Source organism: Chitinophaga sp. SVR4-12A, assembly GCF_056754765.1.
In genome coordinates, this window is record NZ_JBPGWP010000002.1 from 1,010,223 (window position 1) to 1,024,065 (window position 13,843).

Consider the following 13,843-nt stretch of genomic DNA (forward strand, 5'->3'; position numbering starts at 1 on the left):
TTAAGGGGCATTAAGATACAGGCAGCATTATTTATTGCTGCCTGGCTTTTTCCGCCTCTTTCTGCTGGCGTTCCAGTTCTTTCTGTTGTTGTTCTGCTGCTTTCTTTGCCGCTTTTTCCTGCCTGCGGAAATAGCCTCTTAAGAAGAAATTATGCTTCAGCGCTTCCATATTCTGATTCAGCCTGCCGGTGCTGCTATCCAGGTTAATGATGGTTTGCTTCAGGTGCACAGCAGTTTCAGGGTCGTTCAGCAATACGCCGGCGGCAGACTGCGGGCTGCTGAGCTGCTGGTTAACATTTGTGCTCACGCTTTGCAGGTTCTTCACCGTTTCATTGGCGCTTTGCGCTGCCTGTTCCATACTGCTCACGGTACTGCGTAGCCTGCTGAAAACCATGGTGTCGCTCACCAGCTCATTGGCCAGTACGCCTTTGGTTTGCAGCCTGGCGCTATAGGCAGACAGGTTCGTGGTCAGCCGTTGGGCATTGGCGGAGGTCTGCTGAAGACTGGCCAGGGTACGTTCCAGGCGGTCGTACACGGTGGTGTCCCTGAGCAGTTTTCCAATGTTGCCCTTGCCTGCGGCGATGGTATTGGTGATCTCTTTCAGGTTGCCGGTGATGTCTACCAGGTTTTTGTTGTTAACCTGCAGGGTATTCATCAGTTCATCGCTGCTGATGCTGGTTTCAGCCAGTACTTCGTCGCCGTCCTCGATTACAGGCGTTTGCGTAGTGCCGCCGCTCAGGGCGATGATCTTATTGCCGATCAGGCCGTCTGAGCTGACTTTAGCCCTTACATCCTTATGAATAAAGGCCACGTAGTTCCTGTCTATGTTGATCAGCACTTCTATCTTATGCGGTTCCAGGAAGGTGAGCTTTTTGATGGAGCCCACTTTCACGCCGGAATACCATACGTTGTTCCCCTTGGCCAGGCCGCCTACGTCCTGGAAGATGGTGCGCACCTGTACGGAAGACATAAACGTTTTTTTCTGTCCGCCCAGTACCAATACGGCCAGGCAGAAGATCACCAGACCTACAAAGATGAAGATGCCTACTACAACGGTTCTTGTTTTGGTTCTTGTTTGCATAGCTATTCAGTAAAGTTATATTCATAGAATTCCCTGATCAGTTCATCGTTGTCGCGGAATACCTCGTCAAAGGTGCCCTTAACAATGAACTTTCCTTCTTTCATCACAGCAATATTGTCGCCTGTGGCTTTGGCACAGGTAAGGTCGTGGGTAATGATGATAGAGCTGGTCTTAAACCGCCGCTGTACCTCGTTGATGAGGTTATTGATCTCCGTGCAGGTGATGGGGTCCAGCCCGGCAGTAGGCTCATCATACAGCATAATATCGGGGCGGAGGATCAGTGTGCGGGCAATACCGATCCGCTTACGCTGCCCGCCTGATAGCTCGGAAGGCATCTGGTCTTTCGTTTGGCTCAGCCCAACGGCTTCCAGTACGATGTCTATGCGCCGGTTCCTTTCTTCCCGGCTCATATGCGGCTCGTTCCTTTCCAGCGGGAAATTGAGGTTCTCGCCAATGGTCATGCTATCGTAGAGGGCGCCGTGCTGAAAGCAGAAGCCTACTTTCAGCCGCAGGTCCCGCAGGCCTTCAGCATCCAGGTCGTCCACTTCCTGGCCCATGACGCTTACCTCCCCGGAATCCTGTTCAAGCAGCCGTATAATGATCTTGATCAGTACGGATTTACCGGTGCCGGAGCGGCCCAGCACTACTACGTTCTCGCCTTTGTGCACGTCCAGGTTCACGCCGCGGAGCACATGGTTGTCCCCGAAGGATTTATAGAGATCCCTGATCGAAATGACCGTTTCATTCCAGTCTATATCCGGTGTAAATGACTTCATATGTCTATCCTGCTACCTTTTTTGGAATTTGGAATCTGGTTTCTGGAATTTTTCATCTTATTGCATTGATCAGTTGTACGATGACCACTTCTTCTATAAAGATGAGGAACATGGATATTACTACAGATACGTTCGCAGCCTTGCCCACGCCCTGTGTGCCCTGCGTGGCATTATACCCCTGGTAGCAGCTCACCACGCCGATGGTAAAACCATACATCGTTGCCTTCAGCAGGGAAGAGGCCAGGTCGAGGAACGAGATATTGGTAACGGCATTCTGCGTAAAAATGGCCAGCGAGGTCTGCTCATTCAGGTGAATGTCCAGGTAGGCGCCTGCCATGCCTACCAGGCCTGTATAGGCCATCAGCAGGGGCACGCATACCGTGGTAGCCATGATACGGGTCACCACCAGGTATTTGAATGGATTGATGGCTGATACCTCCATGGCGTCTATCTGTTCTGTTACCCGCATGGAAGCCAGTTCTGCTCCGATACCCGAACCTACTTTCCCTGCGCAGATGAGCGAAGTGACCAGGGGCGCCAGGGCGCGGATGATAGCGATGGAGATCAGCGATGGCAGCCAGGAGGTGGCCCCGAATTCGGCCAGTGAAGGGCGGGATTGTTTGGTGAATACCAACCCCGTGATGAACCCTGTAAGGGTGATCAGCGAAAGCGATTTATTCCCCACAAAGTAACATTGACGCATAAACTCCCGGAACTCGAACGGCGGATGGAACAGCTGCCGGAAAAAGCGGCTGATGAACCGGAAGATACTATACACATCGATGAAGAAATTGTCTATTCCCTTCGTTATTACTGGCTTATCCATAGAGTAAATTAACAAATTTTACCTGTACGTATGCGCATCGATCCCTTACTGTACTATTACAATTTCAGGCAGTGCTTTGTTAAAGCAGGCTGCTTTATAGCACAAGATATGATCAAACCGCATTCCATTTGGCAGAATTTGCAGAATAATCCGTCATTTTGGGGGGCAGCCGCCAGAGTAGGGGACCAGGAGGGGAAATTAGGGCGCCAGGCTGTACAGATTGTGGAGAAAGCTTTACGTTTATACAAAACGCCAGCTGCTAAAAGCTGAAGGTTAAATGGTAAACGCCGAACGCGGGTGTTTGCCCGCATTCAGCGTTCAGCGTAAGGCACGCAGCATGCTGCTGCCTTACGCATAGGTTTTACGAATGACGGTCTCAAAGATATTTTGCAATTGTCGTGTATGCCTTTGGGTATGAGCGGTATAAAAACAGATCCATTCCAGCCGGGTGAGGTAGCCGGTTTGCGGCATTTCCCAATCCAGGCAGGTGGCTGTGAGGTCCAGGGTCTGAATAGCTTTGCGGATGCGGGCCGCGGTATTTTCCAGTGCGCTGAGCAGCTCCGCTTTATCGTATTCCATATCCTCGGGCTCCAGGATCTCCGGTCCCTTCATTTTAGTGCTGAAATCCAGGAACGCTTTGCGCAGCGGTTCCACGAAGACATCCGGCTGGCGTGTTGTAGGGCCCACCTGGCCATACAGCAGATCGGCCGGGGAACCTTTCTGCAGGTGGCGGGCCACCTGTGCGCCCGTCCAGCTGCCTTCAAACGGCACCGTGTTGATACGGTCCTGCGGGAAAGCAGCTATCAGCTGCAGCAGGATATTGAAACTATCATCAAAAGATTTCAGTACAGCGGTTGTTTGCATGGTAATGTGTTTAGTTGTAGTGATAAAAAGTATTCAATACAAACTTACAATGCTTCCATGGCTTGAAAAGGGTGCAAAAACGACAATCTGTGGGGCTGGATACGCCAAAATTAGTCGTCAGTTGTCAGTCGTCAGTTGTCAGTCGTTAGTCGTCAGTCGTTAGTTGTGAGTTGTCAGTTGTCAGTTGACCGGCAGACCTATAAATATCGCATCAACCACTGACAACTAACAACTAACAACTGATAACTTTTTATTGTAACTTGCCGCCCTCATTCTAATCGATCTATGGAGCAAAACATCGGCCTTCCGTCGAAAAAACGTTTTACACTCGCCTGGTTGGGCGAAAAAGAGTGGCTTGCGCCCGCATTATGGTTTGGCCTTTCTATACTGGTGGCTTTTAAAGAGCTGGGCGGTTCCGCTGGTCCGGCTATAAATAACTATATCATTTTCAAGCATGTATACCTGCATACCCGCGCTTTGCAACCACTGTACATAGCCTATCCCGAATATTGGGACGTAAACATGTACGGACCGGTGTTCAGTATGCTCATCGCTCCCTTTACGTGGCTGCCCGATGTAGTGGGCGCTTTTATATGGATGCTGTGCAATGCCGCTTTCCTGTACGTAGCCATCCGCCAGCTGCCGCTGAACCGCATACAGCAGAACCTGGTGCTGATCTTCGCCAGCCATGAGCTGATGGCAGCCAGCAGTTACTGGCAGCTGAACCCTTCCATTATCGCCTGCGTCATTATGAGCTATGTGCTGATACGGCGGGGCAAGGAGTTCTGGGCAGCGTTCTTTATCGTGATAGGTACCCTGACCAAATTATACGGCGTGGTGGGGTTGGCATTTTTCTTCTTCTCCAACAACCGCTGGAGGCTGATTGGCAGTCTGGTGCTTTGGGGACTGGTACTGTTTGCCCTGCCTATGATCATTTCTACGCCTGCCTATATCGTGAATGCCTATAAGGAATGGGGCGAAGCCCTGATCGCCAAGAATACCAAGAACTACCAGTTCGATAAAGGGGTGCTCCTGCAGAACATCTGCGTACAAGGCGTGATCCAGCGGGTGTTCCACCTTAAAAAGCTGAGCAATGTCTGGGTGTTGGGACCTGCCATGTTGCTGTTTGCGGGGCAATATCTCTTCCTGAAGTACAGGGAGAACCGCAACTACCAGCTCTACCTGCTTTGTACTACACTGATCTTTACCGTAATATTCTCCACCAGCTCGGAATCGCCTACTTACATCATTGCCTTCCCGGCCGCCTGTATATGGTATGTACTCCAATATCCTACCAAATGGGTGAACGCCTTTTTCATCTTTTTGCTGATCGGCACTTCCTTTTCGCATTCGGACCTGGTAACGCCCTGGTTTAAACATCATTTCGTGGTGCCGTATGCGTTAAAGGCCGTTCCCTGTGCAATATTGTGGCTGGTGATTATCTACCAGGTATATACAAAACAGTTTTTGCGGATAAAAGAGGTTTGAGGTTTGAAGTTTGAGGTTTGAGGTTTGAGGTTTGAGGTTTGAGGTTAGTTAAAGGTTTGAGGTTCAGAACAATTATGCGGTTGCGGCATACTTGTCCTGAACCTTTCACATTCAACCAACCTCAAACATCAAACCTCAAACCTCAAACCTCCAACTTCAAACTTCAGACTTCAAACTTTTTTCGTTTATGGTAAAAACTATTCCGTTTCTCGTAAACGGAAGCGGTCGCTCTGCATGTACCTTCGCGCCAGTTCGAAAAAAATGCAACTACTAACCGCAATGAGTACAATTTTACCAAGGCCTGTCCATGCCCTTCATACTGCCATTACAGCAGCGTTCTTCTTCGGATGGTGCAGCGCTCCCCGCACTGCAGCTGCAGCAAGCCCTTTATCCGTGAACGTTATTAATGTCCAACAGCAGGATGGTACCATAAAAGGAAAAGTAATCACCACCGATGGTCAGCCCGCAGAGCATGCCACCGTGCGCATCAAAGGCAAAACCGCTACGCGGGTAGATAAGAATGGCAACTTCACCTTCAGCGGACTGGAAGCAGGTACGTATATACTGAGCGTTACCTTCACCGGCCAGGAGCCCCAGGAACGTACCGTGACCCTGCAGGCCGGTGAAACAGCCATTGCAGATTTTAGCCTTTCAGCAAGCATGCAGGCCCTGAATGAGATCCTGGTCGTGGGCGATAAATATACCATTACCTCCCGCAAACAGAGCGATAATGTGGCCCGCCTGCCTTTAAAGAACCTGGAGAATCCGCAGGTGTACAGCGTGGTAGACAAAGAGCTGATCAAAGAACAAATGGCCGTTACCCTGGAAGAGTCTTTCCGTAATGTACCCGGCGCCGCACCTGCTAAAACAGCTGCCGGCATTCCCGCCTTCTTTTCCCGTGGCTTTAATACCACCGACAACCTGCGCAACGGGATGGCCACCTTTACCCGTACCACGATAGACCTGGCTACGGTAGACCGCGTGGAAACCATCAAAGGCCCTTCTTCGGCCCTGTTTGGCGGAACCATGGTGTCTTTCGGCGGACTGGTAAACTATATTACCAAAAAACCCTACGATCACCTGGGCGGCGAAGTGACGTATACCCAGGGCAGTTATGACCTCAGCCGCATTGCCGCTGATATCAATACGCCGGTAAATGAAGATAAATCCCTGCTCTTCCGTATCAATACCGCTTACCAGAAAGAGAATACTTTCCAGGACCAGGGCCATGGTACCACCTTTGTTATCGCACCTTCCTTTGCCTATAAAGTGAACGATCGCCTGACGCTTCGCCTGGATGCCGACTTCCAGCATTATAGCGGTACTTCCAGCTCCGCCTGGATCATTGGCGCCGGTGTGAAAGCTACCTCCTGGGACCAGCTGAAACTGGACTACAAACGCTCCCTGATCGATAATTCCTTCTCCGGTAAACAGCAGTCTGGCAACGTCTTTGCTCAGGCAGAGTACAAGCTTTCCGACAAATGGACGGCCACCACCAATTATGCATGGGCCACCGGCGGATATAACGATCTATATTACTTCAATCTCACCTGGACCACTGATACTACCGTTGCCCGTAACATCGGTACCTATGCGCCCGACAAAATGGGCCGCAAGCATGTGCAGCAGAATTTCACAGGCGACTTTTTGATTGGCAATATGCGAAACAGGTTGGTGGTAGGAGTAGATTTCATGGACCAGTACCGCAACCTGAAATACACTTTCATGAACCTGGATACAGTAAATATCCTGCGTACACAAAAGGATATCCGTATACAGCAGCTGGAAGACAGCATGTCGCTGAAAAGCGCTGCCGAAAGCATGAGCCGCCAGTATTCCTATGCCGCTTATTTCTCTGATGTGCTGAACCTGACAGAGAATCTGCTGGTGATGGCCAGCCTCCGTATGGACTACTTTGTAAACAAAGGAACAAAGAACAACCTTACGCAGCTTACCACCGGCAATTATAATCAAACCGCCTTGTCACCTAAGTTCGGTATCGTATACCAGCCCGTGCTTAACAAAGTGGCCCTCTTCGGTAACTATATGAATGGCTTTAAGAACGTAGCCAACGTAACCCAGCCGGATGGCACAGTGTCTGAGTTCAAGCCCCAGCAGGCTAACCAATGGGAGGGAGGCCTTAAGCTGGGTCTGCTGGAGCATAAGCTGAACGCCACTGTCAGCTATTACGACATCCAGGTAACCAACAGCACCCGTCCCGAAGTAAGAGATGGCAAAGTCTTCACCGTTCAGGATGGCACCCAGCAAAGCAAGGGCATAGAAGTGGAAGTGGTAGCTAATCCATTCCCTGGCTTTAACTTTGTAAGCGGATATGGCTATAACGATAACGAGTATACCAGGGCAGACAGCAAAATCGTAGGCAAAAGAGCGCCCGGTACACCTAAGCACGTAGGTAATATCTGGCTCAGCTACACCCTCCTGGAAGGCGCTGTTAAAGGCCTGGGCATAGGCGGCGGTGTAATGTACGTATCAGACGCATTTTATGATAACACCAACGCGTTCACCCTGCCTGCATACACCGTTATTGACGCTACGCTGTTCTATAATACCACTAAGTTCCGCCTTAGCGTAAAAGCGAATAATATCGCCAATGAAAAGTATTGGGTAAGTGATGGCTTTTATGCCCGTCCGCAGAAGACATCTAATTTCCTGACCAGTATTGCCTACAAGTTTTAATGGCACATAAATGCCCATAGATCAGGTCTGAGCTTCGTTAGACCTTGCATGTTCGAGACAAGCAGCTATAACCGGATCCTTGTCCCTGACCTCCAACCTCTAACGAACCTCAGACCTCAAACCTCTAACGAACCTCAAACCTCAAACCTCAAACCTCAAACCTCAAACCTCAAACCTCAAACTTCAAACCCTCGAAAACCCCCGCCCTTCCTCACCCCTAACACAAAAGGTATATGGTTTTTTTAAACATTATCATTTTTTCCTGACCATAATCATCCCACCCCCCTATAAAGATCATAGTTTGTCGCCCCGGACGGTCCTACTTTTACATCGTGATTATGATACTATGAAAACGAACGATGAACAACCGAATAACCAGTAACCAAACTTAGAAGGGCTGTCCACTATCCCATACCTCTTTTGCTTTGCTTCTTTTCATAATTTTTGAGCGTGAGGCCCGTGATGATGACTTTGTGTTGAGGGCCGGTCCAATGAGCCTTGTTTGCCACGGCGGCAGCAGGCTCATTGTGTACCGCCTTATTAAAAAAAGAACATATCCTGCTTATTACCATTCCAAATAAACAATTAATACATCAGTCACCATGAAATTACGTGTACTCGCAGCAATTGCTTTCCTGCTTGTATCAGGGGCTGCATCGGCCCAGCTGAAAGTGGGCTCCAATCCCAGCCAGATCAATAAATCTTCTATCCTCGAACTGGAAAGCACCCGGCAAGGTCTTTTGCTGCCGCGTATTCCAGGCTCCAACCTGACCGCTGCTCCGCTGAATGCAGCACCCGACGGTATGATCATTTATGTAACCGATTCTGCGAGTCTCTTCATCCGTAAGAACAACCTGTGGCAGAGAATGTCGGTAGACAGCGTGGCCAATAATGGTAACTGGAACACCATTGGTAATGCCGGTTTAGATTCCACTAAAAACTTTATCGGCACCAAAGACCAGCAGGCGCTGATCTTCAAGACAGATAATGCAGAACGGCTGCGTTTTATGGCCAACGGTAATATTAAAGTAGCTTCGGGCACAATTCCTGCAGGTAGCGACCAGGTACAGGTAGTAGTAATAGATCCGTCTACCGGAACACTGCTGCAACGTACCATCGCCGCATCTGCTTTTAACAATGCGATCAACTCGCTGAATGGATTGCGTGATACCGTACAGACCTTTGCGATAGACAGCGCTGCTACCACCGATGTGGCCATCACATCAGCCGCGGGGGTACATAAATTCAATTTCCCTACGCAGAATGGTAACGGCACCACCTCCAGGGGACTGCTTTCTTATCGCGACTGGCAGCGTTTCGATTCTTCCGCCCGCTTCCAGATCCTGCATACCGCCTTTTCCAATACTGCGGATGCCAACGGTATCAGTGTAGATAATGGTACTCTTACGCTGCACGCAGCAGATGCAACCAATCCAGGCGGCGTAAGCATAGCGAACCAGACCTTTGCCGGGCATAAGGGCTTCCGCGACTCACTGTCCATCGGCGTAGCCGCAGGCACAAAAGGCAATGCCACCTTCCAGCTGGTAGGTTCCATGTCTACCAATCTTACAAAAGTAACCACCAACTATACGGCTAATGCCGGAGATAATACCATCCTCGCAGACGCTTCCGGCGGCGCATTGACCATCACCCTGCCCAGTGGCAGCGGTATCGGTGGCCGCATCTATACGATCAAAAAGATCGGTTCCGGCGGTATCGACAAAGAACTGACCATTACCCCTTCCAGCGGCACCATAGACGGTAATAGCAATTACATCATCTATAACGACTGGACCTTTGTGACCTTGCAAACAGATGGCACTGACTGGTACGTGATCAAAAAATAAGCTCACGATATTAAGTCTCATTGCTCAATCTGCCGCTATGAAACGCATACTTTACGCCCTGCTCATAACCGTTCCGGTACTGTTGTCTTTCAGCGCCGCTGCACAGCAGCTGAAACTGGGCAACAACCCCGGCACGATCAATAAAGCAGCGGTGCTGGAACTGGAAAGCGCTAAACAGGGACTCTTACTCACCAGGATCACAGATACAACAGTGGCTCCCTTGACCACTGCGCCCGATGGCACACTGCTCTTCTTCAAAGGAGATAACAGCCTGCGCATCCGCAGTGGCAACGCCTGGAGAAAAACACTGACCACCATTGACACTACCGATATTGCCAACTTTAGCCAGAAGGTGAGGGGCCTGCTCAGCGCAGGCTCCGGCATCACCTTCAACAGCGCCACCGGCCTGATTTCATTATCGGCAACCGGAACAGGCAGCTCCTGGGCATTAGGCGGTAATGGCGTGCTTACCACACAGAACCTTGGTACCACCAGTAACTATGACCTGCCGCTGATCACGAATAACACAGAAAGGATGCGTATCAATACGGCTGGCAATGTGGGCATTGGCACAAACAGTTTTAATAACACCAATCCGGAAAGACTGCTCATAGATGCAGGAAGTAGCAGCTCCTACAATCTTATCTATGCTAAAGGCGGCGTCAATAATTATCTGCAGTTCAATATTCAGAACAACCATGGCGGTCAGAATGCAAGTACCGATGTGGTAGCCACCGCTAACAACGGGAATGAAAACTCGAACTTTATTGATATGGGTATCAACTCCGGCGGCTATAGCCAGGCTGATATCCTTGGAAGTACCAACGCAGCCTATCTGTACAGTACCGGTACTGACCTTGTGATAGGCAATGCATCCAATAACCGGAACCTTATCTTCTTTAATGGCGGCACCGCCTACAGTAACGAAGTGATGAGAATAGATGCCTCCGGCGACGTAGGCGTCGCGAACACTAATCCCCAGGCGAAGCTGGACGTAGGCGGTAACTTTAAACTCGGCGCATCAGGAACAGTGATGACCAACATCGTTAAGACCAATATCTCTTTCACGGATAATACCAACATCGGTTATACAACACCGCTTAGCAAAACGGTAGCCGTAACAGGCGCGCAAACTAATGCATCAGTGATCATCAATCCGAGGGCGCCTTTACCCGCGGGGGTGGGCATTGCGTACTCTTATGTAAGTTCTGCAGGTAACATAACAATAAATTTTACCAATACCGGCGCTGGAACATTAGGCCTGCAGAAGCTCGGCGCAATAACGCTCGACATCACCATTATCAATCTCTGATGAATGAGAACGGCCATACTCCATACCGCGTTCTTCCTGTTCACAGCAGCATTGCCCGCCAGGGCGCAGACAGGAGTATACCTTGCACCCGGTGCAGATCTCGCTGTACACAAAGCAGATACGGTAGCTATCTTCTCCGATGTAAGGAACGAAGGCCGCTTTGGGTCGCTGGAAGGAGCGGTGATCAATTTCTACGGTACGAAATGGCAGAACGGCAACGACGCCCGGCTGCCGGACGAGAACGACTATAACAATACATCCCTGCAGCATGGCGGCGGACAATTCCGCTTCCTGCAGCTAAAAGGAATAAATATGGGGGCACAATTGATATACGGAGGCTACAGCGCCAGCGCCAAAGCTGGCGCCAGCTTCCCTAACCTGAGCGTTGAGAATAAGAACGGCCTGCAGCTGGAAGACCTCAGTGATCTGAAGATCCGCCATACACTGCATTTGGGATCCGGACATCTTTCGTTGAGAGGATGGAATCTTGTGATCGGAGAGCGGTACCCGGGAAATATTACCGGCTATTCTGAGCGTAGTTTTGTGATAACAGGTACAGAGCCTGGGGGCGGGTTCCTGTACCGCGAACAGCTGAGTGCATCAGACGGCCTGGTAGTATTTCCCATCGGGTCCGCAGAGAACAGCTACTCGCCAATGGCCCTGCGAAACAATGGCCAGACGCCGGTAGACGTTCATGCCCGGGTATTTGACAGCGTATATCATAACGCTATTTCCGGGCAGGTGAATGGAGTGGACTATGTGCGTAAAACCTGGAACATTCAGCAGGAGAACAACGTAAAGAACGATATGACCGTGTGGCTCCAATACAACCGCCAGGATGAAGGCGAGGGCTACGCCGTGCTGCGCGACAGCAGCTTTGTATCACATTTCTCCCTTATGGGCTGGGATACACTGCCGCCTTCGCGCCTGCTGGGCAAGGGTACGTTAACTACCGCGGCAACATCGCCTGCTGCTTATATGAACCGCCGCACCTTCAGCAATGGCCTGGCAACAAATGCCTACCTGTCTGTCACCGCACATACTGATCCCGGCGCTGCCGTCAGCCTCTTCTTCGATGCGCAACGTCAAAGCAGGCGCTGGGTGGATGTACATTGGCGCACCACGAAGGAAAAGAATTTGCTGCGCTTCGAGCTGCAACGCAGAAGAGAAACGGAAGACACTTTTTATACCGTAGCCCGGATCGCTCCGCATAACTTCTACGGTAACAGCAACACGCTGCAGCAGTATCATTACAATGATGATAACGAGTACTGGAACTGGACCTACTATCGTCTTAAGATCCTGGGGCGTGACGGTAGCATTACCTATTCGGATGTCCGCAAAGTGCCCTGGCTCATGGAGATCAAAGCCTTTCCCAACCCGAGCAATGGCAACTTTAACGTGACCCTTTACGGTATCGCGCACAAGCTGAGAATGGTGATGTATGACATGACGGGCCGCGAACAGGGCAGCTGGCTGCTGAGCGGCAACGATCACATATCACGTCCGGGCTTACCGGCAGGCCTCTACGTACTTACCTTCTACGATACAGAGAACAATAACACCGTTGTAAATAATATTAAAATTGAGATCTTCTAACAATTACTAAATTCCTATTATCTATGAAGAAAATAACGATCCAGGTGATTGCCGTGATGCTGATCATTCTCTTTGTACATGCAGGCCTGATTAAATGGCTGGACTATTCCACCTTTAGAGCGCAGCTGTCTGCTTATCCCTTACTGTCACCTTTTGCGGGCGTGATCGCCTGGCTGTTCCCCGCCATAGAAATGGCCACTGCCGCCTTGCTGGTATCCGCGCGTACCCGTACGCTTGGCCTCTCGCTTTCACTGGGCCTGATGGCAATACTCTCCGGCTACATCATCTATCTGCTCGGGTCTGATGCCAGTGCGCCCTGTGCCTGTCAGGCATTGCTGGGATTCTCTTCCTGGCCTACCCAGCTGAAATTTAACCTGATCTTCATGCTCATAGCATTGTTAGGCTTCCTCTTACAACTGTTGTCAACACAAGAGGAAAAGATAGGCCGCTTCAGCGCTGCTGAGGCTTGAGATACTGTTGCAACAGCAGGGGACACCGAAAACCTGTAGCAAAAGAGTAGGTAAAACTTGTAATAATAATAACCTTATCCCATGAAAAAGATCTTACCAGGCCTGATAGCCTTTGTGATCGCCATTGCAGGCACACTGACCGTAAAAGCAGCTGTTATTGAAGACATGTATTACCAGTACTACTTGGACGAAAGCGGTAATCCCACCATCTTTGCAGGCGCTAACGATGGAGAGATCCTCATCACAGGATGCAAAACGGGGCCAACAGAATGTGGCAAAATCTACACGGCAGATGACGTACAGGAAACATCTCCCGGGGTGTTCGAAGTAATACCCGGGCATGAGCACAATGAAGTGCTCCTGTTATATAAAGACTAAAACGAGACTTTTTATTGACCGGATACACCACAGCATTTTGTGACTGAGAATGTGTAATGACAAGTATGACCCGCGCTGGCCGCGGGTTTTACTTTTTCCAGGCCGTTTGTGCATAGCCAAACCACATCTGTATGTAAGACCGCAGCTCTTCCATGTTCCCTGTCTTTTTGAGGAATTTGTCTGCCCCTGCGTGCAGGGCTGTGATCTCGTCGCTTCTTTCAAGAGAGGAAGTATATACTACGATCTTCGCCTGCGGATCCACGTTCCGGATACTCTGTATCACTGGTATCCCGTTGTGTCCGGGAACAATACACCAGTCCATGATCACCATATCTACCATCGGCATGGTGGGCAGGTATTTGATACAGTCTTCAGCAGTGGTAGTAATGACTTCAGCTGTACAGTACCGCTTCAGATAGGTCGCCAGCACGTAACGCTCTATCGGGTCATCTTCAATAAGCAATATTCTGGGCATAGATAGTTGGCATTTTGAGCATCGGTGTAT

The 13,843-nt window shown here is 50.1% G+C and carries 13 protein-coding genes; 8 read left to right on the forward strand and 5 right to left on the reverse strand.

Features of this window, described 5'->3' with window-relative positions; translation table 11 throughout:
- Positions 1-31: 31 nt before the first annotated feature.
- Genes ACR9Y8_RS30515 through ACR9Y8_RS30525 form a run of 3 tightly spaced genes read right to left on the reverse strand, consistent with a single transcriptional unit; the run spans position 32 to position 2,683 of the window.
- Positions 32-1,081 (reverse strand): MlaD family protein, encoded by a 1,050-nt coding sequence (locus ACR9Y8_RS30515; protein ID WP_481217091.1) that lies wholly within the window; start codon positions 1,079-1,081, stop codon positions 32-34.
- 2 nt (positions 1,082-1,083) lie between these two features.
- On the reverse strand, positions 1,084-1,857 hold the full coding sequence (locus tag ACR9Y8_RS30520; RefSeq protein ID WP_481217092.1) for an ABC transporter ATP-binding protein: 774 nt from the start codon (positions 1,855-1,857) through the stop codon (positions 1,084-1,086).
- Between the two features lie 52 nt (positions 1,858-1,909).
- On the reverse strand, positions 1,910-2,683 hold the full coding sequence (locus tag ACR9Y8_RS30525) for an MlaE family ABC transporter permease (RefSeq protein WP_481217093.1): 774 nt from the start codon (positions 2,681-2,683) through the stop codon (positions 1,910-1,912).
- A 30-nt stretch (positions 2,684-2,713) separates the two neighbouring features.
- On the opposite strand from ACR9Y8_RS30525, the gene ACR9Y8_RS30530 reads away from it, so the two are divergent.
- A complete protein-coding gene (locus ACR9Y8_RS30530; RefSeq protein WP_481217094.1) occupies positions 2,714-2,953 on the forward strand; it encodes a hypothetical protein in 240 nt (79 codons plus the stop codon).
- 78 nt (positions 2,954-3,031) lie between these two features.
- On the opposite strand, the gene ACR9Y8_RS30535 is transcribed toward ACR9Y8_RS30530, so the two are convergent.
- Positions 3,032-3,547, reverse strand: a complete 516-nt coding sequence (locus ACR9Y8_RS30535; RefSeq protein WP_481217095.1) for a DinB family protein — start codon at positions 3,545-3,547, stop codon at positions 3,032-3,034.
- A gap of 285 nt (positions 3,548-3,832) precedes the next feature.
- On the opposite strand from ACR9Y8_RS30535, the gene ACR9Y8_RS30540 reads away from it, so the two are divergent.
- The 7 genes from ACR9Y8_RS30540 to ACR9Y8_RS30570 all read left to right on the forward strand — a co-directional run bounded on the left by ACR9Y8_RS30540 (position 3,833) and on the right by ACR9Y8_RS30570 (position 13,338).
- Entirely contained in the window at positions 3,833-5,035 is a 1,203-nt protein-coding gene (locus tag ACR9Y8_RS30540; RefSeq protein WP_481217096.1) for a glycosyltransferase family 87 protein, read from the forward strand.
- A gap of 279 nt (positions 5,036-5,314) precedes the next feature.
- Complete coding sequence (locus tag ACR9Y8_RS30545) at positions 5,315-7,732, forward strand: TonB-dependent siderophore receptor (protein ID WP_481217097.1); 2,418 nt, start codon at positions 5,315-5,317, stop codon at positions 7,730-7,732.
- A gap of 602 nt (positions 7,733-8,334) precedes the next feature.
- Positions 8,335-9,579 carry a hypothetical protein gene (locus tag ACR9Y8_RS30550; RefSeq protein WP_481217098.1) on the forward strand — a complete coding sequence of 415 codons (1,245 nt, stop codon included), beginning with the start codon at positions 8,335-8,337 and terminating at the stop codon, positions 9,577-9,579.
- A gap of 37 nt (positions 9,580-9,616) precedes the next feature.
- Positions 9,617-10,891 carry a hypothetical protein gene (locus ACR9Y8_RS30555; protein ID WP_481217099.1) on the forward strand — a complete coding sequence of 425 codons (1,275 nt, stop codon included), beginning with the start codon at positions 9,617-9,619 and terminating at the stop codon, positions 10,889-10,891.
- 3 nt (positions 10,892-10,894) lie between these two features.
- A complete protein-coding gene (locus tag ACR9Y8_RS30560) occupies positions 10,895-12,490 on the forward strand; it encodes a T9SS type A sorting domain-containing protein (RefSeq protein ID WP_481217100.1) in 1,596 nt (531 codons plus the stop codon).
- Between the two features lie 23 nt (positions 12,491-12,513).
- Positions 12,514-12,960, forward strand: a complete 447-nt coding sequence (locus tag ACR9Y8_RS30565) for a MauE/DoxX family redox-associated membrane protein (RefSeq protein WP_481217101.1) — start codon at positions 12,514-12,516, stop codon at positions 12,958-12,960.
- A gap of 81 nt (positions 12,961-13,041) precedes the next feature.
- A complete protein-coding gene (locus ACR9Y8_RS30570; RefSeq protein WP_481217102.1) occupies positions 13,042-13,338 on the forward strand; it encodes a hypothetical protein in 297 nt (98 codons plus the stop codon).
- Positions 13,339-13,426: 88 nt separating this feature from the next.
- Here ACR9Y8_RS30570 and ACR9Y8_RS30575 read toward each other — a convergent pair whose 3' ends face one another.
- The gene (locus tag ACR9Y8_RS30575; RefSeq protein ID WP_481217103.1) at positions 13,427-13,813 is read right to left on the reverse strand and encodes a response regulator; all 387 of its coding nucleotides are present in this window, start codon (positions 13,811-13,813) and stop codon (positions 13,427-13,429) included.
- Positions 13,814-13,843 lie beyond the last annotated feature (30 nt).